Annotated in this window: 25 protein-coding genes; 14 read left to right on the top strand and 11 right to left on the bottom strand. The window is 67.7% G+C overall.

The window, feature by feature from the left end:
- Window positions 1-208 precede the first annotated feature (208 nt).
- The 6 genes from OV287_RS16760 (at window position 209) to OV287_RS16735 (ending at window position 6,096) form a co-directional block, all read left to right on the top strand.
- Window positions 209-901, top strand: coding sequence for a serine hydrolase domain-containing protein (locus OV287_RS16760; protein WP_267535034.1), 693 nt, complete (start codon window positions 209-211; stop codon window positions 899-901).
- 74 nt (window positions 902-975) lie between these two features.
- The gene (locus OV287_RS16755; RefSeq protein ID WP_267535033.1) at window positions 976-2,049 is read left to right on the top strand and encodes an acyl-CoA desaturase; all 1,074 of its coding nucleotides are present in this window, start codon (window positions 976-978) and stop codon (window positions 2,047-2,049) included.
- Window positions 2,050-2,218: 169 nt separating this feature from the next.
- A complete protein-coding gene (locus OV287_RS16750) occupies window positions 2,219-3,310 on the top strand; it encodes an SGNH/GDSL hydrolase family protein (RefSeq protein ID WP_267535032.1) in 1,092 nt (363 codons plus the stop codon).
- Between the two features lie 158 nt (window positions 3,311-3,468).
- Window positions 3,469-5,106: a hypothetical protein gene (locus OV287_RS16745; protein WP_267535031.1), complete on the top strand. Its 1,638-nt coding sequence runs from the start codon at window positions 3,469-3,471 to the stop codon at window positions 5,104-5,106.
- Window positions 5,103-5,399 carry a hypothetical protein gene (locus tag OV287_RS16740; protein WP_267535030.1) on the top strand — a complete coding sequence of 99 codons (297 nt, stop codon included), beginning with the start codon at window positions 5,103-5,105 and terminating at the stop codon, window positions 5,397-5,399. Before OV287_RS16745 ends, OV287_RS16740 begins: the two co-directional genes overlap by 4 nt.
- Window positions 5,400-5,565: 166 nt before the next feature.
- The gene (locus OV287_RS16735) at window positions 5,566-6,096 is read left to right on the top strand and encodes a TlpA family protein disulfide reductase (RefSeq protein ID WP_267542355.1); all 531 of its coding nucleotides are present in this window, start codon (window positions 5,566-5,568) and stop codon (window positions 6,094-6,096) included.
- 15 nt (window positions 6,097-6,111) lie between these two features.
- On the opposite strand, the gene OV287_RS16730 is transcribed toward OV287_RS16735, so the two are convergent.
- Genes OV287_RS16730 through OV287_RS16720 form a run of 3 tightly spaced genes read right to left on the bottom strand, consistent with a single transcriptional unit; the run spans window position 6,112 to window position 7,682 of the window.
- A complete protein-coding gene (locus OV287_RS16730) occupies window positions 6,112-6,405 on the bottom strand; it encodes a hypothetical protein (protein WP_267535029.1) in 294 nt (97 codons plus the stop codon).
- On the bottom strand, window positions 6,402-6,953 hold the full coding sequence (locus OV287_RS16725) for an RNA polymerase sigma factor (protein ID WP_267535028.1): 552 nt from the start codon (window positions 6,951-6,953) through the stop codon (window positions 6,402-6,404). Before OV287_RS16725 ends, OV287_RS16730 begins: the two co-directional genes overlap by 4 nt.
- An 18-nt stretch (window positions 6,954-6,971) precedes the next feature.
- Window positions 6,972-7,682, bottom strand: a complete 711-nt coding sequence (locus tag OV287_RS16720) for a DUF6249 domain-containing protein (protein WP_267535027.1) — start codon at window positions 7,680-7,682, stop codon at window positions 6,972-6,974.
- Window positions 7,683-7,832: 150 nt separating this feature from the next.
- Here OV287_RS16720 and OV287_RS16715 point away from each other — a divergent pair, with 150 nt between their 5' ends.
- Together OV287_RS16715 and OV287_RS16710 are read left to right on the top strand one after the other, a co-directional pair.
- Entirely contained in the window at window positions 7,833-9,110 is a 1,278-nt protein-coding gene (locus OV287_RS16715) for a monooxygenase (protein WP_267535026.1), read from the top strand.
- 61 nt (window positions 9,111-9,171) lie between these two features.
- Window positions 9,172-9,732, top strand: coding sequence for a hypothetical protein (locus OV287_RS16710; protein WP_267535025.1), 561 nt, complete (start codon window positions 9,172-9,174; stop codon window positions 9,730-9,732).
- A gap of 4 nt (window positions 9,733-9,736) precedes the next feature.
- Here the strand turns inward: OV287_RS16710 and OV287_RS16705 are convergent, their stop codons facing one another.
- Window positions 9,737-10,213 carry a nuclear transport factor 2 family protein gene (locus tag OV287_RS16705; RefSeq protein WP_267535024.1) on the bottom strand — a complete coding sequence of 159 codons (477 nt, stop codon included), beginning with the start codon at window positions 10,211-10,213 and terminating at the stop codon, window positions 9,737-9,739.
- Window positions 10,214-10,370: 157 nt separating this feature from the next.
- Complete coding sequence (locus OV287_RS16700) at window positions 10,371-11,723, bottom strand: DUF6986 family protein (protein WP_267535023.1); 1,353 nt, start codon at window positions 11,721-11,723, stop codon at window positions 10,371-10,373.
- Window positions 11,724-11,781: 58 nt separating this feature from the next.
- Between OV287_RS16700 and OV287_RS16695 the strand changes: the two genes are divergently transcribed.
- The 5 genes from OV287_RS16695 (at window position 11,782) to OV287_RS16675 (ending at window position 19,543) form a co-directional block, all read left to right on the top strand.
- Window positions 11,782-12,489 carry a hypothetical protein gene (locus OV287_RS16695; RefSeq protein ID WP_267535022.1) on the top strand — a complete coding sequence of 236 codons (708 nt, stop codon included), beginning with the start codon at window positions 11,782-11,784 and terminating at the stop codon, window positions 12,487-12,489.
- 19 nt (window positions 12,490-12,508) lie between these two features.
- Window positions 12,509-13,354, top strand: a complete 846-nt coding sequence (gene epsC / locus OV287_RS16690; protein WP_267535021.1) for a serine O-acetyltransferase EpsC — start codon at window positions 12,509-12,511, stop codon at window positions 13,352-13,354.
- A gap of 52 nt (window positions 13,355-13,406) precedes the next feature.
- Window positions 13,407-14,327 (top strand): cysteine synthase A, encoded by a 921-nt coding sequence (gene cysK, locus OV287_RS16685; protein WP_267535020.1) that lies wholly within the window; start codon window positions 13,407-13,409, stop codon window positions 14,325-14,327.
- Window positions 14,328-14,481: 154 nt separating this feature from the next.
- On the top strand, window positions 14,482-16,407 hold the full coding sequence (locus OV287_RS16680) for a DUF7151 family protein (protein ID WP_267535019.1): 1,926 nt from the start codon (window positions 14,482-14,484) through the stop codon (window positions 16,405-16,407).
- A gap of 79 nt (window positions 16,408-16,486) precedes the next feature.
- Window positions 16,487-19,543 (top strand): DEAD/DEAH box helicase, encoded by a 3,057-nt coding sequence (locus OV287_RS16675; protein WP_267535018.1) that lies wholly within the window; start codon window positions 16,487-16,489, stop codon window positions 19,541-19,543.
- 33 nt (window positions 19,544-19,576) lie between these two features.
- Here OV287_RS16675 and OV287_RS16670 read toward each other — a convergent pair whose 3' ends face one another.
- Window positions 19,577-19,753 (bottom strand): hypothetical protein, encoded by a 177-nt coding sequence (locus OV287_RS16670; protein WP_267535017.1) that lies wholly within the window; start codon window positions 19,751-19,753, stop codon window positions 19,577-19,579.
- A 362-nt stretch (window positions 19,754-20,115) separates the two neighbouring features.
- Here OV287_RS16670 and OV287_RS16665 point away from each other — a divergent pair, with 362 nt between their 5' ends.
- Window positions 20,116-20,607: a hypothetical protein gene (locus OV287_RS16665; RefSeq protein ID WP_267535016.1), complete on the top strand. Its 492-nt coding sequence runs from the start codon at window positions 20,116-20,118 to the stop codon at window positions 20,605-20,607.
- 72 nt (window positions 20,608-20,679) lie between these two features.
- Here the strand turns inward: OV287_RS16665 and OV287_RS16660 are convergent, their stop codons facing one another.
- The 5 genes from OV287_RS16660 to OV287_RS16640 all read right to left on the bottom strand — a co-directional run bounded on the left by OV287_RS16660 (window position 20,680) and on the right by OV287_RS16640 (window position 26,056).
- Complete coding sequence (locus OV287_RS16660; RefSeq protein ID WP_267535015.1) at window positions 20,680-21,561, bottom strand: NAD(P)-dependent oxidoreductase; 882 nt, start codon at window positions 21,559-21,561, stop codon at window positions 20,680-20,682.
- Between the two features lie 149 nt (window positions 21,562-21,710).
- On the bottom strand, window positions 21,711-23,312 hold the full coding sequence (locus tag OV287_RS16655; protein WP_267535014.1) for a chemotaxis protein CheA: 1,602 nt from the start codon (window positions 23,310-23,312) through the stop codon (window positions 21,711-21,713).
- Window positions 23,313-23,319: 7 nt separating this feature from the next.
- Window positions 23,320-23,952, bottom strand: a complete 633-nt coding sequence (locus OV287_RS16650; protein WP_267535013.1) for a GAF domain-containing protein — start codon at window positions 23,950-23,952, stop codon at window positions 23,320-23,322.
- A 17-nt stretch (window positions 23,953-23,969) separates the two neighbouring features.
- Window positions 23,970-24,344 carry a response regulator gene (locus OV287_RS16645; protein ID WP_267535012.1) on the bottom strand — a complete coding sequence of 125 codons (375 nt, stop codon included), beginning with the start codon at window positions 24,342-24,344 and terminating at the stop codon, window positions 23,970-23,972.
- 14 nt (window positions 24,345-24,358) lie between these two features.
- The gene (locus OV287_RS16640; RefSeq protein WP_267535011.1) at window positions 24,359-26,056 is read right to left on the bottom strand and encodes a methyl-accepting chemotaxis protein; all 1,698 of its coding nucleotides are present in this window, start codon (window positions 26,054-26,056) and stop codon (window positions 24,359-24,361) included.
- Between the last annotated feature and the right edge of the window lie 185 nt (window positions 26,057-26,241).

Genomic DNA, 26,241 nt, shown 5'->3' with positions numbered 1-26,241 from the left:
CGTGTCCCTCCGGCGCATGCAGTAATGACCCGCTCCGGTACGCAAAACTCGATTCGACAATCGAGATGAAGCGCAGAACCCGATACCCGGACGCACAGTGGGCAGGCGTCTCCCGTGCCTCCACCAGGGCCCGGTGGCCCCGAGATGGGGAATCTCGGGAACACTCCGCCCGCTCGCGCGTTCCCGCCACGCCCGAGGAGGGGGAAATATGAGAATCGTCGCGCGGTGGAGCGTGCTCGTCCTGCTGCTCATGGCCGCCTCGCAGGCGGAAGCGGCAGACAAGGTCCTGCCCCAGGAGCTCGAGGAGAGCGTCACCCGAACCATCGAGGAGGAGCTCCGGGAGACCCGTGCCCCGGGTGCGGCGGTCGCCATCGTCCGCGACGGCGAGGTGGTCTACCTGCGTGCGTTCGGCGTGCGCAGCATCGAGGAGCGCACTCCCGTCACCCCGGACACGCTCTTCCGGCTGGGCTCCACCACGAAGAGCGTGCGCCGCGGCTATGGCTCTCACATCCGTTTCCTTCCGGAGCGCCGGGGCGCGGTCATCGCCCTGTCCAACGAGAATGGCGTCACCCTCCACCGCTCCGTGGATCGCATCACGAAGGCGGTGTTCGGCCTGCCGGACGAGCCGCCTCGAAACGAGCAGGCGGAGCCCCTCACCGCCGCCCAGGCAGAGCGCTACACCGGCACCTACGTGCACGCGGACCTCGCGAAGTTCACGGTGACGTGGGACGGAAAGCGGCTCGTCCTGAAGACAGACAAGGAGTACCCGCTCGAGCGCACGGGCCCGGACACCTTCCAGACTGAGGACCACCAGGGGCTCGCGTTCGTCGACAAGCCGGGCCAGACGCGAGCGAAGTACCTCCACATGGACCTGCTGAGCGCCATCCGAGCCGGCAAGTAGTCGCACGGGGGGCACATGGATTCGTCGGGCGGTCTCGACGATGATGGGCACCCCGTTCCCCACCGGAGCTCTCGTTGTCCGCCCTGCCCTCCTTGCCCGATGCGCCCTCCGCGCACGGGCCCACCTCCGCCCCGGCCGAGTCCCCACTCGCCCTCTCCTCCGAACCCGCCGGGACGCCTGAGCGGCTGAGCGGACCCCGGCGCGCCCTGGTGCTCTTCGTCGTCCAGGGACTCCCCCTGCTCGGCTTCTGCGCAGGCGTATGGCTCTTCCTGCGCGAGGGCCTCAGCGGGTTGGACCTCGGCCTGTTGGTGGGGATGTACCTGCTCACCATGATTGGCATTGAGGTGGGCTTCCACCGCTACTTCGCACACCGCACCTTCGAGACGACACGTCCCCTCCGCGCCCTCTTCCTCATCCTCGGCTCGATGGCGGGACAAGGCTCGGCGCTGCTGTGGAGCGCAGTGCACCGCGTACACCATGCGAACACCGACCAGCCGGGGGACCCGCACTCGCCCTTGCTCGGACGGCGGGGTGCGTGGGACGGGCTGTGCGGCTTCTTCTGGGCCCAGTTCCTCTGGTACCTCGACGTGCCCGCCATCGGGCGCTTCGGCCGTCTCGTGGAGCGCCACCGCGCCTCGCCGGCCGACCTCCTCGCCTCGACCGAGGATGACCAGGCCCACCGCTTCGCACGTACCCTCCCCGACTTGCTGCGGGACGAGCCGCTCGTTCGCCTCAACCAGCGCTATGGCACCTGGGTGCTGCTCGGCTTCGCGCTGCCCACCCTCGTGGGAGGCCTCGTCACCGGCTCGTGGGCCGGTGCCCTGCGCGGGCTCGTCTGGGGCGGCCTCGTCCGCTACTACGTCGTCCAACAGGTGACCTTCGCCATCAACTCGGTGGGCCACACGGTGGGGAGCCGCTCACTGAACAGCCGCGACGACAGCCGCAACAACGTGGTGATGGCCTTGCTGACGCTCGGCGCGGGCTGGCACAACAACCACCACGCCTTCCCCGGCTCGGCCCGCGTCGACTTCCGCTGGTGGCAGGTGGACCTGGGCGGCCTCCTCCTCCGCCTGCTGGCACGGCTTGGGCTCGCCTGGGATTTGCGTGTTCCCTCACCGGAAGCCCTTGCGGCCCGTTCGGACCGCTGAATAACAGAAGCCCCTCACCTGGGGCCGACTGGCCGTCTAAAACCCGTCTCCCTACCTTGCTCCTCGACTGGCAGAGGAGCAACGGATGGACTGGCACGCCTTGACCCTCTCCTGTGCCCTCCCGGTCCTTCTGGCATGCGGTGGACACGGGCCGGAGCCGCTCCCAACAGTGGAGATTCCGAGCGAGTCCCCCCCGCCGGAGCAGCCGCCGTCCGCGCTCACCTGGGTGACGGTGCCTCCCTCGGAGCCGCGCCTCCAATACACGGGGCGGGTGGACGTCTCCGCGGCCTCCGCCGTGTTCTCGTACTCGGGCGTGTCCCTCAAGGTCCGGTTCCGGGGCGATGCCCTCGAGCTGTTGCTGAACGAGCAGGGCCCGGACGACAGGACAACGACCAACTACTACCAGGTCACCCTCGACGAGCAGGCGCCGGTGAAGCTCGCGGTCCGCGCGAGCCAGACTGTGTATGAGATTGCCCGGAACCTCCCCCTGGGCGAGCACACCGTCGAGCTCATCAAGCTGACGGAGAGCGACGTCGGCCGGAGCGAGCTGCGAGGCTTGCGAATCCATGGAGAGTTGCTGGACCCACCTGCCCGGCCCAGTTCGCGAATCGAGTTCATCGGAGACTCCATCACCTGTGGCTATGGCAACGAGGTCTCCATTCCAGCGTCTGGCAATCCCGGGACAGGCTTCCACTCCGTCAACCAGAACATCACGAGGGCCTATGGCGCGCTCACCGCGCGCACCCTCGGCGCCGAGGCGGTGATGGTCTGCAATTCGGGCCGAGGCATCTACCGGAACAACACAGGCGAGACGGGAAACACGGTTCCACATATCTACAACCGCGTCTTGCCCAACCAAGACACGCCGCGCTGGGACTTCACGCGCGCCCCTCCGGACCACGTGGTGCTCAACCTGGGGACGAACGACTTCTATCCAGGAACGCCGAGCGCGCCCCTCTTCCAGGCCGCCTACGAGGACTTCGTCACCCGCCTCCGCAGTCAGTATCCCCAAGCGAGGATCATCTGTGCCGTGGGCCCCATGCTGAGCGATGAGTATCCCGCTGGGCAGTTCCACTGGAGCACCCTCCAGAGCTGGGTGTCTTCGCTGGTGAAGGGCTTCAACGACCGGGGAGATGCCCGCGTGCATTACCTCGCCTTCACTCCGCAGAGCGCTCCCTACGGGGAGGACTGGCACCCCTCGGCTGCGACTCACGAGGCCATGGCCACCCGGCTGACGGAGTTCATCCGCTCGCTGAAGTGAGCCGGTATCGAGGCAGGCGTTGCGGGGCCGGGCCGTCCCCCGTCAGTACGGGCCGGGACACGAGCGCCAGGAAAGCTTCCTCGTCTCACATCCCGCGGCACCTGACTCACCACCCTTGAGAAGAGCCGCTTCATACTGGAACTCCTCAGGGGTGGAGCATGAGTGCAAGCAATCGAAAACCCGCTCCAAAAAATAGCAAGACTCCGAAGAAGCACCCACCACCGAAGGAGCAGACCTGGCTCGACCGGCAGTTCGCCAAATTCGATGCCCGATTCGACAAGTCCACGAATTTCGTGCTCAAGCATCCGGGATTGTCCCGCGCTCTTAGCTTCATCCTGCTGTTTTTATACATCGCCGTCTGCATCCTCTACATCCTCAAGCTGGAACCAGGCCCTGGAGAAGGTCTGGCCGTCAGGCTGGTCAGTTACTGCCCCACGGTGATGGCCCTCGCACCGAGTCTGTTGGCGCTCGGCCATTTCATCACGAGACGCAGGCGCTCAACCCGGATCCACATCCAGACCGTCAAGGCCTACGTGAAGTTCCGGGCGGACATTGCCAGCCGGTTCTGCGCCTCGAAGAGACGGCCCGTGTCGCTCAGCTTCCTGGAGAAGCCGGACAGAAAAGAGCTCGATTACCTCCTCCGCCGCCGACCGGGCCAATACCTGCTGGGCGCGTGCGCCCTGGCCCTGCCCTTCCTCGTCCTGTCGATCTTCTCCGATGCCTTGCATGGAATCAGGGGGTCGGTAGCTGTCTTTCAGAATGAAAACGGCTTGCCCTTCCAGGAAGGAATCCGAGGGCTGGTGTTCACGGGTTATGGCATCTACATCTACACACTCATCGTGCTCCTGCACCGCATGCACGCGGAAGCGCTCTCCGCTGAATTCTTGCTGGGTGCGGCGCTGCGCGCCCTCACCATGATGCTCATCGGCTTCATGGTGGGCGAGACCGGCATCTTCATCACGCAGGCCAGTCCCACGGTACAGGTGCCGCCCCAGGTTGTCCTCGTGCCCAGCGCCCCCTCCATGCCGGATATCTACTTCACCCAGGCGAATCCGGAGGCACTGGCGCCTCTCGTCACGCAGACGTCCCCGGCCCCCATCGGGTCATCCGTGCTGGGGCTCTTCGTGTACTTCGCCATCGGCGCGTTCCCTTTCTGGGGGTATGAGGCACTTCGCAGCAAGGCTCGAAAGGTCCTCCAGCCCCACGCCACCTCGGAGAAGATTCCTCTCGAATATGTAGATGGCCTGGACGAGATGATCATCGAACGGCTCGAGGAGCTTGGCATCGGCAACGCCCAACACCTCGCCACGTCCGATCCCGTCATCCTGACGCTGCGAACCAACTATCCGTTCAGCCGGATCATCGACTGGATCAACCAGGCCATCCTGATCACACATCTGCAGGACAGGATCCGCATCGCCAGGGAGCTCGGAATCCGAGGCGCGACAGATCTGCGCTGTCTGTACGAAGCGGTCCAGAAAGGCCAGCCCGCCAAAAGCCTTCGCTTCTTTCACCGGCGGAACTGCCCTCATTGCAGGCAGTTCGTGCTGGGCAGCGAGGCGGAGAGGGCCCGCATCCTGCTGCAGCAATTGGCCGACAGCACCCGCTCCAGCATCGAGAGCATCTACCTCATTGGCTCGAGGTTGGCGGATGACTTCCATGTCACCCTGCTCTTCGAACTCTGGCAGGATCGATGCACCAGCGAGGAAACGGGCTCGAGCACGAAGTGGCCTCGCTTCCTCAACCTCTTCGGGCAGGAGCGAGGTGCCGGCCGCGAAACTCCCAAGAACCGGTGAGCCAGCGCCGGCCCGGCGCCGAGGCCCGCGTGTGCGCGGCGCCCGTGGCTGGCTCCGGCATCGTGTGGCGCGGCGACTTCGAGACGGGCGACCGCACCCAGTGGGACAGCACGCAGATGGTCAGCTCGGACCGGCTGCAGGTGGTGCCCCAGCGTGAAGACGTGGCAGCTCTGTTCCCGGGGATGCTCAACTACCTGAAGGTGGGCCTGTACCGCAGCGACACCGTCACCCAGACGGGCGTCGTCTACCACGATGGCTGGACCATGGCCCGCAGCCTCGCGGATGTGCTCTGAGCTGTCTCTCCTCTCTCCCACTGTCCCCTCTCCCTCTGGGAGAGGGTCAGGGTGAGGGTCTACACGCGGCGACTACCCTCACCCCCCGCCCTCTCCCAGAGGGAGAGGGAGTCTGTGCACGGTGGCGTTCCGCCTCCGTCGGTTGGACAATGCGCCCATGCGGAAGATGTTGGGACAGGTGAAGCAGGTCTGGCACCGGGCGCGCGAGCGCTGGTGGGTACGCCAGGTGATGGATCTCGCACTGGTGGGGCTCGTCTTCCTGGCGGTGATGGCCTGGCAGACACGCCACCTCCCGACGGGAGCCCCTGCACCGGACTTCACCCTGCGAACCCTCTCCGGCGAGCAGGTGCGCCTCTCCGAGCTCCAGGGCAAGCCGGTGGTGCTCTCCTTCTGGGCCCCCTGGTGCGGGGTGTGTAAAGCCGAGACCTCCACCCTCTCCGCGCTCCAGGGCACCGTAGGCGGCTCAGCGCACGTGCTGTCCGTGGCAGTGGCCTATGAGGACGAGGAAGACGTGCGCCGCTTCGCGCGCGAGCACTCCGTGGACTACCCCGTCCTGCTGGGAAGCGATGAGCTCATGCAGGCCTACCGCGTCAATCAGTTCCCCACCACCTTCTTCGTCTCCTCCGAGGGCCAGCTCGAGCGAGCGGCCGTCGGCTACACCACCCGCCTCGGGCTGCTCTGGCGGATGTGGCTGTAGCGGCGCCGGCTCCGCTCACGTCAGGCGGTCCACGACGTACCAGACCAGCGCGGTTCCCAGGCAGCAGGGGACGACGAGGCTGCCCGCGTCCGTGGAGGAGAGCACGATGGTCCCTTCCCCCGTGGGAAGCAGCAGGGTGATGGCGGCCACCAGCCACGTGAGGCCGAGGCCGAACGCGCGCCGCACGGGCCGCTCGCGCGGGGGCAGGCGCTGGAGAATCTGCTCCCGGAAGCCATCGTCGGAGGGCCCGGAGGGCAGTTGCCGCTGGAGCAGCGTGTCGAGCCAGACCTCGTCATCGCGGCTGTTCATGGGACCTCCTCGAGTTGCCGGCGCAGCTTCTCCTTCGCGCGCGCGACATGAGTCTTGAGCGTTCCCACGGGGCAGTCGAGGACGACCGCCGCCTCCTCATGGGTCAGCTCGTTGGCATAGGTGAGCACGAGCGCGGCCCGCTCGCGGGGCTTGAGCGAGGCGAGTGCCTTCTCCAGGTCGTGGCGCTCCAGGATCAGGTCCGGCAGCAGAGCCACCTCGGTGCTCCCAGCCTCCAGGGCGGGAGGCTCCAGGGGCGCATCGCGGCTGCCTCGGTCTCGGCTGAAGAAGACATTGCAGGCGATGCGGTAGAGCCAGGAGGAGAACTTCGCCCCACCCCGGTACCCGCGCAGCCCCCGGTAGGCGCGCAGGAAGGTCTCCTGCGCCAGATCATCCGCCTGCGCCACATCTCCCCCCGTCAGCCGGCGCAACAGCCCGCGCACCGCGGACTGATGCCGCGCCACCAGCTCGCCAAAGGCGCGCCGGTCGTCACGCACGAGCACCCGTGTGATGAGCTCGGCGTCCGTGGGGGCTTCAGGAGGAGAGGCCATGGGCGTGATGAGGCGTGACTACTGGAGCTCCGGCGAGAGCGCGGCCGACAGCGCACCCCGTCCCTGCTGCAGGCGCCAGACAATCATGTGTCCCACGCCGATACACAGGAGCGTCAACCCCGCCCCCCAGGCCCCCGCCGCGTCGGGCAGGGCAGCCAGGAAGATGGTCAGCCCCAGCCCCGAGGTGGCCAGGATGATGCCCCGCCGCAAATCGGACGGCTTCCTGCGCGGAGCCGGCGCGAGCAGCCCCTGGGGAATCTCCGCCCCCTTCTCCACCATCATGCGCACCGTCTCGTGGAGGTGGCGCGACTTGCGGTTGCTGGCCACCAGCCAGGCAATGAAGGCCGTCAGCGAGCAGCCGAAGAGGGACATGCTGATGAGGGCGGGAGAGGGGTCGAACTCGGCGCGGGTGAGCCGCGCCTCCTCGCGAGCCTGGACCAGCTGGAAGAGCTGGTCGCGGGTGAGCCGTCCCTCCGGGTCGATTCGCTGTGCCTCCGCTTCGAGCTGCTGGATGTCGGCCGCCAGCTTCCGCGCCTGGGCATCGAGCTCGCTCTTGCGGGCCTCCATTTGCTGGCGCTGGGCCTCCAGCCGCGGAGGAAGCTGGGGCTTCACGGTGGAGCCCTCGTGAGGGGCAGAAGGGGTAGCGGGCGCCTCGGGCATGGGGGCGGCCACGGCCCGCCCTCCCGCGAGGGTGGCCAGGAGGCACGCCGAGAGCAACAAAGTCTTCATGAAGGAGTCCTTCCGTCGGTTTTACGGCCGTTAGGACTCCCGGACCCCATTTCTTGGATTCACCCCCTGTTTTTATTTTCACGCCGCCCCCGTGTTGCCGAGAGGGCGCCCGTGCATCGCCCCCAGAGTGCTGGCATGGTGGGCCCCTACATGAGAACGCGCGACCGCCTGCTCCTGCTGATGCTGGGGACCGTCTGGCTCGGGCTTCCGGGCTGCACCCCTACCCCCACCCCCTCCGATGAGGGCCCTCGCTACGACGGAGGCCCCGTCTCGTGGCACCGGGACGTACAGCCCATCCTCCAGGAGCGCTGCCAGGGCTGCCACACCCAGAACGGCGTCGCCCCCTTCGCGCTGGAGACGTATGGCGAGGCGTCCGGGATGCACGCGGCGCTGGCCAACTCGATCCAGGCGCGCCGGATGCCCCCGTGGATGCCCGCGGAGGGCCCCCACCGCTTCCGGGACTCGCGGCGGCTGACGCAGGGCGAGTTGGACATCCTCTCGGCCTGGTCCGAGCAGGGTGCGCCCGAAGGGGACCCGAACGACGCGCCCGCCCCCCACGAGCCCGCGCCGCCCCTGGAATGGACGGATCTGACGATCGGCCCCGACGAGCCCTACCTCCCCAAGGACGAGGCCGCGGACGACTACCACTGCTTCCTGTTGGATCCCCACCTCGAGCAGAAGCAAGAGCTGATCGGCTTCGAGGTGATGCCAGGGGTGAAGCAGCAGGTGCACCACGTGCTCCTCTTCGCCGCGCCCCGCCAGAAGGCGCTCGACCGCGATGCGCGCGAGGCAGGCCCCGGCTGGACGTGCTTCGGAGACTCGGGCATCGCGGGAGCCTCGCTGCTCGGCGCCTGGGCTCCGGGCTCTCCGCCCACCCGCTACCCGGAAGGCACGGGCGTGCGCGTGGCCGCGGATGCGGTCTTCGTCATGCAGGTCCACTACAACATCTCCCAGCGGCAGCTCGGGGCGCATCAGGACGTGGCTCCCGGGCGCGTCGGCGCGATGCATGGCGAGGCCCAGCCGGACCTCACGCGCATGGCGTTGCAGTTCGCACGCAAGCCCGTCTCCAAGCTCGCCTCTCTCTACGCCCTGGTGGACGGTGAATTCGCCATTCCCCCGGGAGCCACCGGGTATTCGCACCACAGCGAGCAGTACGTACCCGCCGGCACCCTCTGGGGAGTGTTGCCGCACATGCACACCAAGGGCAGGCGCATCCAGGTGGAGCTGGGCGGGCAGCGCCTCATCGAGATTCCCGCGTGGGACTTCCACTGGCAGCAGATGTACTTCTACAAGCAGCCGGTGAGCGTGCCGCTCTTCAGCCAGATGAAGCTCACCTGCGCCTGGGACAACCCCACGCCCCGCACCGTGACGTGGGGCGAGGGCACCGACGACGAGATGTGTCTGGCCTACCTGTACATGACGGAGTGACGCGCTCCCGCGAGCACAGCGAGGAACACCGATGCCGCAGCAAGGAACATGGATGGGCAGGATGCGCTGGGGAGCGCTCGCGGGCGTACTGCTCTGCACCCACCTGACGGAAGCTCGGGCCGAGGCGCCGGACTCCGGCACCCCGGTGGCGAGCACCTCCCAGCGGCGAGGCATCCTCACGGTGCGGGGCGCCTGGCGGACGGGCGTACCGGACTACCTCGGTGGCTCGCTGACGGTGAACGCCATTCCGTGGGTGGACGTCGAGCTGGGTGTCACGCTCGTCAACCCCGTCCTCGGCTCCCTGTACCTCCGGGCGGGCCCGCGCTGGAGCCTGTACGAGGGCCGGAATGATGCGGGACGGGGCTTGTCGCTGCGGCTGTCAGCGCTCGCGGGCGCCCGCAACACCTCCACCTACTCGGTGAGCCAGGGAGACTGGGGCGCGCAGTGGGGGCTCAATGCCGTGGGGGCCCTTGAGGGCACGTACTGGCTGGCGCGCTATTTCGGCGTCAGCGCGCAGCTCGTCGCTGGAGGCACCGCTTACTTCCCGCTGCGGCGCCCCGTCCAGGTGCTGTCGGGGCCGGTGACGCCCGACGCGCGCTTCTCGCTGGGCCTGTCCTTCTGAGACGTCAGGGCGCGGCCTTCGACTGCTCGACGGCGGGGTAGTACCAGACCCGCTTCACGAGCCCCTCTCGGACCTCGTACACCCCGAGGGCAGCCTGCGAGCGGCGGCCCGACTTTCCCGTCCACGAGACCCGCTCACGGATGGCCACGTACGGGCCGGTGACAGTGGCGTGCTCGATGACAGACTCCACGTCCCGCACCGACGCGAAGTAGCCCGTCATGGACTGCTTCAGCGCCTCGCGCCCCACCGCGTCCACGCTCACCGTCTTTCCATCGACGCTGAGGTACTCGAAGTCCTCGTGGACGAGTGCGGCCATCTGCGCCGGCTCATGGCGGTTGAAGGCCTCCACGAGGGTCCGGACAACTCCGAGCCCGGCCTCCGCGGACTCGTCCCGAACCGCCACGCGAGGCGCACACGCCCCGAGCAGCAGCGCCACCCCACCGGCAACAAGCCCCCACTCCTTCCGCTTCCGACTCACCATGGCGATTCTCCCCTTCCCACCGGACCCGGGTTGGATTCAGCGTGGGATGATGAGCCGGAACGTAACTGAGCGTCAGCGGTTGGCCTCCCCGGCCACCGGGGACGGAGTTCCGAGGAAGCGGATGTGACGCAAAAAGCAGGTGACGGGCAGCGCTTGCTCAGCTCGCCCGGCGCCCCTGGAGGATCTCCAGGAACGAGCGAGTGCGCAGCTCGTCCAGGGTAAGCCCGGCGGCGCGGGCCTCGTCCTCGGTGAGGGCACCACAGGCGATGCCGCGCAGGAAGAAGTTGATCAACCCCTGTCCGGTGGCCGCGTCGTCGAAGACATCCCCCAACCGCGTGGCCTGGGCGGCCTTGTCCATGAAGGCCTTCAGCCGGCGCGAGGCCGCGTCCAGGCCCTCCAGGAAGAAGGCGTACACGGCGGCGTAGCGCACAGGCACCTGCGCCGGGTGAAGATCCCACCCCTGGTAGAAGCCATTCGTGAGCGCTTGGCGCACGTTGTCCGCATGGAGCCGCCATGCGCGGTGCACGGCGGCGCGATTCTCCTCCTGTTGCGCCGGAGTAAGTGAGCTCCCCTTGGGCGCCTTGTGCGGCCCCACGGGCATGGCGGTGGTCGCGCCGTCGGAGAGGTGGACTCCCGTGCCCGCCAGGGACACCTGCATCACGTGCCGGGCGAAGTCGCAGGAGGGGTGGAACAGGTGTTGGTGCGCCGCGGTGATGCCGCAGGCAGCGGTGTAGTCGTACGCGCCGAAGTGCGCCCCGGTGCAGCGGCCCTGGGCAGCGGCCACCAACCGAGGCAGGGCCAGCCGTCCCTCCGGGTCGAAGAGGGCTTGCGGCGTCTCCACCATCAACTCCACCTTCACCGCGCCCCGAGCCAGGCCCAGGCCCGCCTCCAGGCCGCCCAGCACGGAATCGAGCGCGACCACCTGCTCGCGCAGGGTGACCTTGGGCAGGGTGACCACGAAGTGGGGAGGCAGGCGCCCTCCCGTCTTCTCAATCAGCGAGGAGAGGAACAGGTCCAGGGTGCGCACCGCGCGGGCGAAGAGCTCATCGCTGAAGGACTTGATGCGGATGCCAATGAAGGGCGGCAGCGAGCCCTGCTCCAGGCCCCGGGCCAGCTCTTCCGCCGCCGCTACCGCGTGCCCGTCCTCCTCCGCGTCCGACCGGTGGCCATAGCCGTCCTCGAAGTCGATGCGGTAGTCCTCCACCGCCTCGCGCCGCAGCTTGGACACCACCCGCGCGTGGACCGTCTCCGCCAACGCCCCCTCCTCCGCCAGCCCCAGCACCCGGGCCAGGGTGCGCGCATCCGGCGCGTGCTCCTCCCATGAGCGCAACGCCACCTCCGCCAGCTTCGAGGCCGTCTCCGCCTTGAAGAGGTGGGCCCCCCCATACACGGAGTGGATGGGCTGCCTCCGGGCGGACTCCCCCGGGTAGAGGTGGTTGAAGGCCGTGTTGGCCTCCTTCAGGGCGGCACGGGTGGCCGAAAGGCTCTGGGCGGTCAGGGTCGTCTTCATGGAGCGCCCGGAGACTCGCACGACGCAACACTTTCCGTGAATCGCCGATAATGCCCCCATGGATCCGATCGGCCGCCGCCCCATTACCCTCCAGACGCCCCCCCAGCCCGCCCGGGCAGAAGCCCGTCCAGCCGCGAACACCGCCGCCCAGACGGTGAACACCGCCCAGGCCCTGGGCCATACGCAGAAGAGCGGCTTCGAGGCACCGGGCGTCAAGGCCGTCCAGGCCCCCGTGGGCACCTGGCGCGCCCCGGCGGACTCGGAGCTGGGCAAGGTCATCAACGGGATGCTCGACCGGCTCAAGCAGTGCGATATCAAGATCAAGGGGGATACCCCCGAGAGCCTCTTCCGCCGGGCCATCCTCGACAACAAGCACGTGACGAACGAGCAGCTCCTGGCCATGTCCAAGGTGACGCTGGAGCAGCTCGACTCGGGCCCGGAGACGCGCCAGAAGGTGCTGGAGAAGATTCCCAACGCCCGGGAGCTGCCTGTCCACAAGTTCACCGTGGCCATGCTGTCGGCGGCCACCGGCATCGACGCCCAGAAGCTGTCCGAGGCCTGCCCGGACCTGGGAATGACCGGGGCGCCCAACACCCCGCTGCTCTACGCGGCCAAGACCGAGCGCATGCAGCGCTCCACCGCCCTCCACGACTTCACGGACTACCTCCGGGGCGCCGGCATCAAGGGCCTCAACAAGGCCGTCTGGGGAGTGGAGAACCGTGTGCTGTCGGCCATCGTCAGCGCAGTGGGCGGAGGCCGGTACTAACGGGTAACGTGCCCGGCCCATGGACGAACCCAACGGCCGGCTCATCCAGACCCTGATCGAGGCGCGCAGGCACCACTGCTTCCCGCCTGACGTGCGCGCCGCGGCGCCCGAGCTCATCGAGAAGGTCCTGGCTCTGCTCTTCCCCCACTTCGCCGAGCGGATGGACTGTAGCTCGGTCGGCATCCGCTCCGAGGTGGCGGTGGTCGAGGCGGTGCTGACGCGTGCCCTGGACACGCTCGCCCCGCGCTACCCGGGCACGTCGCCGGACATGCCCCGGCGCTTCATGGAGCAGCTCCCGGAGATCTACGCCTGGCTGCGGCAGGACGCCGAGGCCATCAACGAGGCCGACCCCGCCGCCCGCAACGTGGACGAGGTCATCCTCACCTACCCGGGCTTCTACGCCATCGCCATCTACCGGATTGCCCACGCGCTGCACTCGCTGGGCTTCCCGCTCCTGCCCCGTCTGCTCACGGAGCTGGCCCACCAGCGCACCGGCGTGGACATCCACCCGGGGGCCAACATTGGGCGGCGCTTCGTCATCGACCACGGCACCGGCGTGGTGATTGGCGAGACGACCCTCATTGGCACCGGGGTGAAGATCTACCAGGGCGTGACGTTGGGCGCGCTCCAGGTCCAGAAGGGCCTGGCGGACAAGAAGCGCCACCCGACCATCGAGGACGACGTGGTGGTGTACGCCAACGCCACCATCCTCGGGGGCAATACGGTGGTGGGCCGCGGCAGCATCATCGCGGGCAACGCCTTCATCACTCACAGCATCCCCCCCGAGTCCATGGTCACCCGCCGCAGCGAGGTGCGACACCGGGAGGCCACTGTCGAGTTCGACGAGCTTGAATATCACATCTGATGTAGCGGATATTCATCTTCTGTAACGGACACTTCTCTACGAGGCCCATCCCATGAAGGTGAACAACATCCTGGAGACGATCGGCAACACGCCGCACGTCCGCGTCAACCGGCTCTTCCCCTCGCGCGTCGAGGTGTACATCAAGCTCGAGAGGGCCAACCCGGGCGGGAGCATCAAGGACCGCATCGGTCTGTCGATGATCGAGGATGCGGAGAAGAAGGGCCTGCTCAAGAAGGACAGCGTCATCATCGAGCCGACGTCGGGCAACACGGGAATTGGCCTGGCGATGGTGGCGGCGGTGAAGGGCTACAAGATCATCCTGGTGATGCCGGATTCGATGAGCATCGAGCGGCGGCGGCTGATGGCGGCGTACGGGGCCACCTTCGAGCTGACGCCGAGGGCGCAGGGCATGAAGGGTGCGATTGCCCGGGCGCAGGAGTTGGTGGGGCAGAACCCGAACGCGTGGATGCCGCAGCAGTTCGAGAACGAGGCGAACATCGAGGTGCACAAGCGCACCACGGCGCAGGAGATCCTCAAGGACTTCCCCGAGGGCCTGGACTACATCATCACGGGCGTGGGGACGGGCGGGCACATCACGGCATGCGCCGAGGTGCTGAAGGAGAAGTGGCCGAAGCTGCAGGTGTTCGCGGTGGAGCCGACGAAGTCGCCGGTGATCAGCGGAGGGCAGCCGGGGCCGCACCCCATCCAGGGAATCGGGGCGGGCTTCATCCCGAAGAACCTGCACAAGGACTCGCTGGACGGGGTCATCCAGGTAACGGAGGAGGAGGCGTTCGAGTTCGCGAGGCGGTCGGCGCGGGAGGAGGGCATCTTCGTGGGCATCTCCTCGGGAGCGGCGCTGGCGGCGGTGAACAAGAAGCTGCCGGAGGTCTCGGACAAGAGCCGAGTGCTGTGCTTCTGCTACGACACGGGCGAGCGCTACCTGTCGATCGACAACCTCTTCCCGGCGCAGTAACCCGCAATTCTCCAGTTCTCTCCACCCTCCCCCATTTCCCCTCTCCCCCCGGGAGAGGGTCGGGGTGAGGGTATCGAGGACCCCGGGTTGAGCCTCTGAGCAGTGCGCTCCGGGTGGCTGGCCTTTGATTCGGACATCCAATAGAGAGCGCCCCATGAGCAAATGGGGGATTGCAGCAGTCAGCGGATGGATCGTGGTGTTGGCACTCGGCTGTTCCCGTGAGCAGCAGCCCGGACCCGAGACGCCCACGCAGCAGCCGGAGCGGCTCGTTCGTGTGGAGGAGGAGCCTCGCGGGGCCCACTGCCCACTGGGCGGAACGGTCATCCTCACCGGCCTGGACGTGAATGAGGACGGCGTTCTGGCGGATGAAGAGGTCGTCGAGACGCGCTACGCCTGTCAGAAACCCGGGCAGCAGGCACGGGTCGTCCCCGAGCCGGAAGGAGAACACTGCGCCCATGGAGGCATGGCGTTGCTGTCGGGCCCGGACGCGGACGGCAATGGCGTGCTGGATCCGGCGGAGGTCACCCAAACCGAGTACCTGTGCCACGAGGCGGCTCCCAGCGCGCTGATGCGCATCGAGGCGGAGGCGCCGGGCAGCCACTGTCCGGCGGGAGGGCAGCGCGTCCTCAACGGACTGGACCTCAATCGAGACGGCGTCCTCGGCGACGAGGAGATCCTGACCACCCAGTACGTGTGTGAGACGCGAGAGCTCGTGCGGGTGGATGCAGTGAAGACCGGAACGCACTGCCCTGGGGACGGTGCGGCGGTGAACAGCGGGCCGGATACCAACGGCGACGGCATCCTTCAGGATTCGGAGGTGACGAAGACGGAGTATGTCTGCGACCGGGTCATCCTCGGCAATGTGACGGTCTACTCCCAACTGGAGTTGCTGGCGCTCGCGGACGTGGTGGCCATCACCGGCGACCTGGACATCTCGCACACGGACAATGTCGTCAACGTGGACCTTCCGGCGTTGAAGCATGTCGGCGGAGATCTCGAGCTGGACTACCTGCGCGAGTTGCGCAACGTCTCGCTTCCAGCCCTGGAGCGCGTCGGCGGTTCCATCAAGTTCTCCAGCCTCCCGAAGGTGGACCGGCTGGACCTGAGAGCCCTGCGCAATATCGGGATGGGCCTGCGAGTCGCCGAGAACCCCGAGCTGGTGGCAATGGATTTCACATCGCTCCAGTACTTGAATGGCTCCATGTGGGTGCTGAAGAACCCCAAGCTCACGGAACTCGGGCTCTCCAGCCTGCGTTGGGCGGATGAGCTCATTCTGTGGAATGTGGCCACGAAACGGCTCGAGCTGCCCCAGCTCTACGACGTCCGCGCGCTCTCCATCGCCGATGGCACCAGCACGGAGCTGCACCTGCCGGCGCTCGCCTATGTGCGAGCCACCATCGTCATCGCCGGGATGAAACAGTTGCAGCGGCTGGAGCTGCCCGTGCTGAACAGAGTGGTCGAGAAGTTCATCGTCCGCGACACCCAGGTGCTGACCTCCTTCTCGTTGCCCAACCTCCAGGAGCTTCCGGGAGAGTTCGACCTCTGGAGCAACGCGGGCCTGACCACGTTCGACGTGCCGAAGCTGCAGAGCATTGGCGGTTGGCTGTACATCTCCGACAATGACGCGCTCACGACCCTCTCCGGCCTAAAGAATGTGACGAGCGTGGGCGGCATGCTGATGCTCTACGGCAATGCCCGCCTCACCACACCGGAGGGACTGGCCGCGCTCCGGAGCGTGGGCTCCTACATCCAGGTCGAGCGCAGCGGCTTCACCGACTTCCACCTGCCTTCGCTAAACCGTGCGTGGATCCTCATCATCGGGAGGCTGGGCGGTGAGAACCAGCAGCTCAAGTCCATCCGACTGCCCGGCCTGGAGGTGGCCAGATCACTGACCCTCGTGGGCAACCCGGAGCTGGACACGCTGGACCTGCCGGCCGCCCGGTTCATCACCGACTCGCTCTTCATCAGCTTCACCCCGAAGCTCGCGAGCTGTCGGGTAGAGGCGCTGCTCGGGAGCCTTCTCGCCCCACCGCCCAAGGTGGAGCTGCATGACCTGGACACCCGCCCCATCTGCCAGTAGCCGCGGGGGCTGAGCGGCGGGGGAACGATGGCCCACTTTGTTGCGTGGGACCCGCCGCGGGGATAGGGAATCGGTCTTCATGTCTGTGACCGAGGAGCTACTCGAAGCCGTCCGGGAGGAAGCGCGCCCGGACACCTGGTCCGCTGGCATGGGCCTGGCCCGCGCTGGCGCCGTCTCGGTGCAATCCGTCGGTGAGGAAGAGGCCGTACTGCGGGTGCGAGCCACCGGCCGGCCTGCCCCCCTGACCACCGTGCTCTACCCGGATGAGGCCATCTGGGAGTGCGACTGCCGCGGCCGGGTGGACCCCTGCGAGCACGTGGTCGCGGCGGCCCTCATCCTCCACCAGGCGGTGACCCAGCGCGCCTCGACCCAGCGAGCACCCGCCCCGCGCGCACCTGCCCCGCGCGCACCCGTGCAGCCCACGCTGGCCCGGCCCGCTCCCGCCCAGGCTCCCACGCCTCAAGCCGGCCCGCGCCCGGGTGCTGCGCCGAAGCCGGAGCGCATGGTGTACCGCTTCAAGCGCGTGGACGGAGGGCTGCAGCTCGAACGCCTGCTGGTGCGCCCGGACAACACCGCGCGGCTGCTGGCGCGCAGCCTGGCCTCGGTGCTGACGAACCCCGTGGAGGCGGCTCGCATCCAGGTGGAGCCGTGCGACCGGCTCGCGGACAAGCTGCTGCAGAAGCCCACGCGAGGAGCCCTTCCACCCGAGCGGCTCGACGCGCTCCTGAAGGTGCTGGAGCCCGCGCGCACCGTCATCTTCGACGGCGCGCTGGTGTCCGTCTCGAGCGAGCCCCTCTTCCCACGCGTCACCGTGGAGGACCGCGGCGAGCAGACGGTGCTCAAGGTGGAGAAGGATCCACGCATCAATGAAGTGGTGAGCCCCGGGGTGGCAGTGTGTGGAGGCATGCTCTGCCGGCTCGGCGAGCAGTCCCTCACCGGCGCGTGGCTGCAGAACCTGCCGCAGGAGCGCACCTTCTCGCCCGAGCAGATGGGAGACCTCACCGGGAAGGTGCTGCCGGACTTCGCGCGGCGCATGCCGGTGGACGTGAAGAGCCAGCGGCTGCCGCGCATCGACCGCACGCTCCAGCCGCGCATCTCCCTGGATCTCAACCAGTTGGACTCCGGCCTCTCGGTGCTGCCCACGCTGGTGTATGGCTCGCCGCCCTCGGTGCGCATCGACAACGGGAAGATGGTGTACCTGCAAGGCGCGGTGCCCGTGCGAGACGAGGCCGCCGAGCAGAAGCTCATCCACCAGCTCCGCGACGAGCTGAACATGGTGCCCGGCCGGCGCGTGACGGTGCAGGGCAAGGATGCGGTGCAGCTCGCCGACAAGCTGCGGCGCTGGCGCGGCGGCCTCACCGGGGACGCGGCGCGCGTGGTGAGCCCCAACGTGCAGCTGCGCCCCACCCTCTCGGTGGAAGCAGGCGCCACTCCGGACGGCGTGCCGAGGGTGGACTTCTCGCTCGACTTCCAGGTGGAGGGGGAGGGACCGGGCGCGACGCGCTCGGTGGACGCGGCCGCGGTGATGCGCGCGTGGGAGGAAGGACTGGGACTGGTGCCGCTGGAGGGCGGCGGGTGGGCGCCTCTGCCCACTGCGTGGCTGAAGACGCACGGGCAGCGCGTGGCGGACCTGCTGGCCGCGCGCGGGAAGGACGGGCGGCTCGCCAACCACGCGCTCCCGCAGCTCACCGGACTGTGCGACGCACTGGAGCACCCTTCCCCGCCTGGGCTCGAGCGGCTGGCGCCCCTGGTGCAGGGCTTCGAGAAGCTGCCGGACGCACGGCTTCCGAAGGACCTCACCGCGACGCCACGCCCCTACCAGCTCCAGGGAATCAGCTGGCTCACCTTCCTGCGGCAGGCGGGCCTCGGAGGCGTACTCGCGGACGACATGGGCCTGGGCAAGACGCTGCAGACCATCTGCACGCTGGGCCCGGGGACGCTGGTGGTGGCCCCCACGAGTGTGCTCCCCAACTGGGAGGCGGAGGTGAAGCGCTTCCGTCCCTCGCTGAAGGTCTCCGTCTACCACGGCCCCGGCCGCACCCTGGACGAGACGGCCGACGTGACCCTCACCACCTACGCGCTGATGCGCCTGGACGCCGAGGTGCTCGGGGCCAGGACGTGGGACACGGTGGTGCTGGACGAGGCCCAGGCCATCAAGAACCCGGACAGCCAGGTGGCGCGCGCGGCGTACGGGCTGCAGGCCTCCTTCCGAGTGGCCCTGAGTGGCACCCCCATCGAGAACCGGCTCGAGGAGCTCTGGAGCCTGATGCACTTCACCAACCGGGGGCTGCTCGGCGGACGCAAGGAGTTCGAGGAGCGGTGGGCCCGGCCCGTGTCGGACAACCAGAAGGGAGCGGCCGAGCTGCTGCGCGCGCGCATCCGCCCCTTCGTGCTGCGCAGGCTCAAGCGGGACGTGGCGCCCGAGCTCCCGCCGCGCACCGAGTCCGTGCGGCACGTCACCCTCAACGAGCGCGAGCGCGCCGTCTACGACGCGGTATACGCCGCCACGCGCGAGGAAGTGGTGTCTCAGCTCGAGGAGGGCGGCAGCGTGCTCAAGGCGCTGGAGGCCCTGCTGCGGCTGCGTCAGGCGGCGTGCCACCCCGCGCTCGTACCGGGACAGCAGGCGAAGACCTCCTCCAAGGTGCAGGCGCTGCTCGAGGCGCTCGGCACCGCGGCGGAGGACGGGCACAAGGCGCTCGTCTTCTCTCAGTGGACGTCCATGTTGGATCTCATCGAGCCGGAGCTGCGCGAGGCGGGCATCGGCTTCATCCGGCTGGACGGCAGCACGTCCAACCGCGGCGCCGTGGCCGAGTCCTTCCAGGACCCGAAGGGCCCGCCCGTGATGTTGATTTCACTCAAGGCGGGCGCCACGGGGCTCAACCTCACGGCGGCGGACCACGTCTTCCTCGTGGACCCCTGGTGGAACCCCTCCGTGGAGGCCCAGGCCGCCGACCGCGCGCACCGCATCGGCCAGCAGCGGCCGGTCATGGTGTACCGGCTGGTGTCTCAGGGCACGGTGGAGGAGAAGATCCTCACCCTGCAGGAGAAGAAGCGCGCGCTCTTCGAGTCCGCGCTCGGTGGCGCCTCCGGGGCCGCTGCCATCACCCGGGCCGACCTCATGCAGCTGCTCGACTGACGCTGCTCCATCAGCTCGGCCAGGGCGGTGAGCTCAGTAGGGCCAGAAGCGCGTCACGAAGGGAGCCTCCACGGGCTGCTCGGACGTGGTGCGCACACCGGCCACCCGGAGAAAGCCCTCGGCATCGAGCAGGGCGACGCCTGGCTTCTCCTCACCCGGCAGGTCGGTGCGGTGCGTGCGGAGGGTGACGCCGCTCTCCGACACGTGCACGACGTCACCGCCAATTTCCCATCGGCCTGGATGGCGAGGCCCATGCCCTCCTCGTTCGTGCCCAGGTCCCTCGATACGACTCCATCTCCACCGAAGGTGTTATCGACGAGGCCCGTCGGACCGATGCGCACGAGCAGGATGTCCTTATCGTCGTGCTGCGCGGTGCCCACCCCCACGATAGGAGGCGAACTCCCCCAGGGTGAAGTCAGCCACGCGCTGAGGCAGCAGCGAAGGTGGAAGCGAAGAAGGAGCGGACGCCAGGGCCCTGCAGGGGGGCGCTGACCCGAACACCGGTATCGCGCCACCGTCCTCGCCAAAGCGTCAGGAACTCCTGCCTGAAGGGTTGGGATAACCTACTCCTCATGGCCACCGAGGACAGAGAGCTGCGAAACACCCTGGAGCGGCTCCAGACGGAACTGCGCGACGTGAAGGAAGAGCTGGCCCGCAACCGTGCAGAGGTCACCCGGTTGGAGCAGCTCTCCTCACAAGAGAAGCAGGAGCGCATGCGGGTGGAGACCGCTCTGGCCGATGCCAGCTCCCGCGCACGCGATGCGGATGCCGCCTTTCAGCGCGCGCTCCACCACCTCAATCGGACCCGTCAGGAGCGCAAGCTCGCACCGCTGGACTCCGCCTCGCTCGCGAGCGAACCCCTCGAGTCCCCGGACAAGGGCGGCTTCTGGTTGTACCGCCTGGATGCGAAGATCCGTTTCGGAAAGGGCGCCTTCCTCGGCACCCTGATCGGCCTCGGTCTCGCGCGCGCTCAGAGTCTTTCGTTCCTCTCGTCGACGGGACTCGTCGTGGGCCTGGCCCTGTTCATGGGCGTGGTCGTGTGGTGGCTCGACGACTTCTTCTGAGCATCGCGCCCGGTTCTCCGTGGCTCCGCCCCCCATGCTGCGTGCGGAGCTGGCGGGCCACCCGCAGGGCCACTACTCCTTCGTCAGGGTCTGGAACACCGCCGGCAGCTCCTTGTCACCCAGGCCCGCGTCGAGCGCTCGCTTGTAGTTGTCGAGCAACTCCTTCGGGAAGCGCGCGCTGATACGGGCGTCCTTGCTCAACCGCACGATGTGCTCGATTGCCGCGACATGGGTATTGAGACTGCACTGGTTGCCAGAGAAGTCGTTGTTTTCAACCATGCCCTGCGCGGCGTCGGCGGTGACGGAGATCAACCCGAGGAACGAGTTCTTCTGGGAGAAGAAGGTCTTCGGGTCCAGGCCTTCCGCCTTGCACATGGCCGCGGCGTGGAGGAAGGCCAGGGAGCTTCCGTAGTAGGCCTCGAGAATCGCGCAGTCGAGCGTCGCGGCGGAGCCGATCTTCTCGTCGACGTAGACGGAATTCCTGGCAATGGCCTGGAGGGTTTCGAGGTGCCGGTCGAAGACCGAACGCGACCCGGCGTAGAAGACCGTCGCGTAATCGGTGGCGACGAAACCCGGGTAGGCGAGGATGGCGGCGTCCAGGTAGTCCACGCCGTATGCCCTCGCCCACTCCAGTCCCGAGCGTGCGTCCGCGGGTGAGCCGCTGGTGAGTTGCACGAGCGTCGTTCCGGCCAGAGCCTGGGCGACGCCCTTCGCGGAGAACACCTCGAAGGAGGTGGCGTAGTTGGACAGGGAGACAACGACCAGCTCTCGCCCCGACACGGCTTCGACCAGGTTCTCCATCGCGACCGTGCCACCACCCACGGCCTTTGCCTTGTCTGGAGTCCTGTTCCAGACCGCGACGTCGTGACCCGCCGCCGAGAAGGCTCGCGCCAGGGCACTTCCCATGAGGCCACAACCCACCACCGCGATCTTCACAGACTTGCTAGGGACCATCTTCCTTATCCTCTCGTTTCAAGCCAGCCGGGGTGCGGCCCGGCGGATGAGGCACACTGGAGCCTGACACTCGGCGCCTCCTGGCATTCTGCCCCATGCGCGCCTCGGGCGTCCGAACAAGCCTTCCTGTCCTCTTGCTCGACAGGGGCTCAATATGACGGAGCCACCTGCCCAAGCGCCGTCCGCTGCAAGGCATTCTTCAAGAGAGAGGGCACATCCAGGACGAGCCCCACGCGCCCGTCGTCGAGGAGGGTGGAGCCAGAAACGCCCGGCAGGTGGCCGAAGATGCGGTCCAGAGGTTTGAGGACGCGCTCGCCCTCGCCATACAGCTCGTCCACCACCAGTCCGGCGAGGCCTCCGCCGTGGCCCAGCACGACCACACTCTCGCGCTCCGGGCGAGGGCCCTGCACCCCCAGCACCTCGCTCAGCCGCAAGTAGGGCAGCGGCTCGCCACGCAGATTCAGCACACCGCCGCCGGGCTGCCCGCGCCGCTCCGCCGGCAGCTCCAGGCACTCCTGCACCGCCTCCAACGGCAACACGTAGATCTCCTCGCCCACCCCCACCGTGAAGCCCTGGATGCTGGCCAGCGTCAGCGGGACCCGCAGCGTCACCGTGGTGCCTCGCCCTTCCTCACTCCGCAGCGTCACCTTGCCCCGCAGCGCCCCCAAACAGCGATGCACCACGTCCATGCCCATTCCGCGTCCGGAGACCTCTGTCACCGTCTCCGCGGTGGAGAGCCCCGGCAGGAAGACGAGCTCCGCCAGCTCCTCCGCCGTCATCCGCTCGGCATCCCGCCCCAGCGCTCGAGCCTTCTCCCGCAGCCGCTCGTACCGCAGGCCCCGGCCGTCGTCGGAGAGCTGCACCACCAGCATCCCCGGCTCGTGAAAGGCACGCAGCACCAGCGTCCCGGATGACTCCTTGCCCGCCTCGCGCCGCGCCTCTGGCGTCTCCAGCCCGTGGTCCACCGCGTTGCGCACCAGGTGCAGCAGCGGCTCGCGCAACCCCTCCACCAGCGAGGTGTCCACCTCCACGTCCTCTCCCTCCAACACCAGCCGCGCCCGCTTGTGCTGGGCTTCTGTCAGCTCCCGCACCGCACGCAGGTTCTGCCGGAAGAGGGGACCCACCGGCACCATCCGCACCCGCCGCACCTCCTCCTGCAGCTCCAGGTGCAGCCGCTCCGCCTCGAGGTGTACCGCCAGCGCTTCTCCTGCCGAGCCCTTCGCCAGCACCTGCGTCAGCCGCCCTCGGGCCGTGGTCAGCTCGCCGGTGAGGTTGGCAATGCGGTCCAGCTTCTCCACGTCCACCCGGAGCGTGCGCACACGCCGGACTTCCTCCGGCGCGCCTCCGGCTCCCACCGACACCGGCCCCATCAGTCCGGGCGATCTCAACTGCTCCAGCAACCGCTGGGCGCCAGGCGGCATCCCCTCCTCTCCGGAGACCGCGGCCACCGCCAGTCCGCGCAAGTGGTCCACCGCGCACAACAGCAGCGTCACCAGCTCCCCGGTCGCCAGCCTCCGCCGCTCCAGCAGCGACTCCAGCACGTCCTCCACGCAATGAACGAAGTCGGTGAGGGCCGGGAACCCCAGCGACATCGCCATTCCCTTCACCGTGTGCGCCCCGCGGAAGACGGTCTGCAGCACCTCTTCCCGCGGGTGGGCCTCGAAGGCCATCAGCCCCGCCTCCATCTCGGCGAGCAGCTCCTCGGTCTCGGTCCTGAAGGATTCGATGATGAGTTCTCGATCGATCTTCATCTGGCCCTCAGGAGCTCCTCGTCAGCGGCAACCCGACGGTCCGGCAACGGGCGCAGTGAAGGGCCATGCCCCCTTGCGTCTCCAGCAGCTCGAAGAGGACATGGTCCGTCGCCTCGAAGGACGGCTTGTGCGGCAATAGCTGGAAGATGGCAATGACCCCGAGCACCCGGCTGCCCAGTCTCAAGGGGATGCAGGCGCTCAGTGCCAGAGCATCGGCTGGCGAAGCCTCGGACACCCAGCTCCGCCCCTGCTGGACCACGAATGACAGAGGACCTTCCTCGAGGGGGATGCGCCGCAGGGGCTCGGAGTCCACGCCCATGCCCCCGAGCCATGACAACGCCGACGCATCCGGCTCGAGCTCGAAGACAGCGAACGCTTCCGAGCCGAGGAGATCCTTGATGATCTCCTGGAAGGTGGCCATCAGCTCCGAGTCCGTCCCCGGCTCACGCAGGCGGATGCTGGCGGTGTACAGCCGAGCAAGGTCGGACATCTGCATTTCCAGCCGTTGTCGCTCGGTGCTCAGGTGGCGCACCCGCGTGTGCAGCACCTCGTTCTCCTGCTGCAGCTCCTGCACGCGTCGGGTGAGGTGCTCCGGGTGCTCGGGCTTGACGGAAGCGCCTTTCTGCTCGTCTCGTTGCATCCGCGCTCTCCTTCACTCTACTCGCCGAGAAACCGCTCGAGCTTGTCCAGCAGATCATTGCTGTTGAACGGTTTGGTGATGTAGTCGGTGCAGCCACTCTCGAAGCCCCGCTGCACGTTGTGGGGCTCGCCGCGGGTGGTGACCATGATGATGGGGATGTGGCGCGTACTCTCGTGCTCGCGCAGCGTCTGGCAGGCGGAGAAGCCATCCACGCGCGGCATGAGGACATCCATGAAGATGATGTCCGGGTGCTCGGCCAGGGCGGTATCCACGGCAGCCTGTCCGTCTCGCGCGGTGATCAACTCGTAGCCACGGTCCGCCAGCAGCAGCTGGTGCATCAGCAGGACTGTCTGAGAATCGTCGACGAGGAGAATCTTCTTCTTGTGAGACATGAGTACTCCGACAGTTACCCGCGAGGCGCGGGCGGATCGACCTTGGGCCGCAACGCATCAACAGTGGACAGGACCGTGCTCTCCGCCGCCGCGGCCTGGAGCGCGTGCGCCGTGGACGGAGCCGGCCTCCGGGGGGCGCCCCCCGCTCCAGGACGGGGCTGCATGCGAGCGCCGCGCTCGTAGCCGCCCTCCACGCGGAAGTAGGACACGAGCTGGGTGAGCGCCTCCGCTTGGGCGGAGAGCTCCTCGGCGGTGGTGGCCAGCTCCTCGGCGGACGAGGCATTACGCTGCGTCACCTGGTCCACGTGCATCATGGCCTTGTTCATCTGAACCACCCCGTCGGCCTGCTCGGTGGAGACAGCCACTACCTCTTGCACCAGGTCCGCTGTCTTGCGGATGGCAGGTACCAGCTCCACCAGCAACTGCCCCGAGCGCATGGCCACCTTGACACTGTTCGTCGCCAGCCCGGAGATCTCTTTTGCCGCCGTCCGACTTCTCTCCGCCAACTTGCGCACCTCGGTGGCCACCACCGCAAAGCCCTTGCCGTGCTCCCCCGCCCTGGCCGCTTCAATCGCCGCATTGAGCGCCAGCAGGTTCGTCTGGTAGGCAATCTCCTCGATGATGGAGACCTTCTCCGCAATGGAGGTCATCGCCTCCACCGTCTCCTTCACCGCCCGGCCACTCTCCTCGGCGTCTTTGGCGCCCTTCACGGCCATCTGCGCCATCTGCCGGCTGTGGTCCCGATTCTGGGTAATGGTGGCCGTCATCTGCTCCAGGCCGGAAGTGGTCTCCTCCACACTGCTGGCCTGCTCACCGGTGCCCTGAGAGAGGCTCTGCGAGGACGCGGACACCTGCACGGAGGCCGCACTGAGCGTGACGGCGCCCATGCGGACTTCCGTCATCATTTGGGAGAGCTGCCTCACCATCTCCTTCAGGGCGAAGAGCAGGCTCGTTTTGTCGTTCCCCTTCGTCTCCACGTTCACGGTGAGGTCTCCCTCAGCCACCCTTTGCACCATCTCCGCCGCGTAGCCTGGCTCCCCGCCGAGCTGCTCCGCAATCACCACGGTCGTGAGCAGTCCAATCACGAAGGCGATGGCGACGGAGGCGAGGATGAAGCCCAAGACGAACCGCCTGACCCCCTCATACGCCACAGTCGACTGCTCCGAGAACCGCTCCATCGCCTCGAACGTGTGTGCCTCGAGCTCCTTGATGATCGCCTCGATCTGGTTCTCGATTGCCCGGACATCCATCACGCCCGCGTCGACGTTGAGATCCTTGCTCGTCGCGACCAGCCCCGGCAGGCGCCCGCTCACCGAGAGCTGCAGGACCTCCTGTTGCTCGTTCCGGAGTTGGCTCATGAGCTGCTCCACCTCCGCGGCCTTGAGCTGCTCGACCGAGTCCGAGCTGGAGAGCGTCTGCCGGTATGCCGCGAACGCCTTCTCGAACTGCTCCCGGCTCGTCTCGAGCTCCTGAGTCCGACTCGCGAGCCGCTCCGTGCCCACGTCCAGCACCACGTTGCGAAGGGTGCGGGACATGTGGAGCATGTGCACATCCGACTCGAGCAGCTTCACGAGGCCAAGCGCGTGGTGCTCGTGTATCTGCTTGAGGCGCTCATCCGTCTGCGCCATGCCATGCAGGCCCTGCACACCGACGACCACGGCAAGCACTGTGAGAAGCCCGAATCCAAGCGTGAGCTTTGTGACGACCTTCAAGTTTCGAAACCAATTCACTGCGATCTCCACCTCATATGGGCGCACAGGGGCTACGCGGCCGCGAGACCAACACTGTCGGTACCTATCCGAGGAGCCTTCCTTGAACCCTTATACATGCGGCACCAAGCATCACACGGGCCCCTCTCGACGAAAATGAACCAGGCGAGCGGGTTACTTGCACCCCC

It is taken from the genome of Archangium lansingense, from assembly GCF_026626635.1.
Lineage (GTDB): Bacteria > Myxococcota > Myxococcia > Myxococcales > Myxococcaceae > Archangium > Archangium lansingense.
Note: the sequence above shows the minus strand (reverse complement) of the source record. Positions and strands in the feature narration are given on the sequence as shown.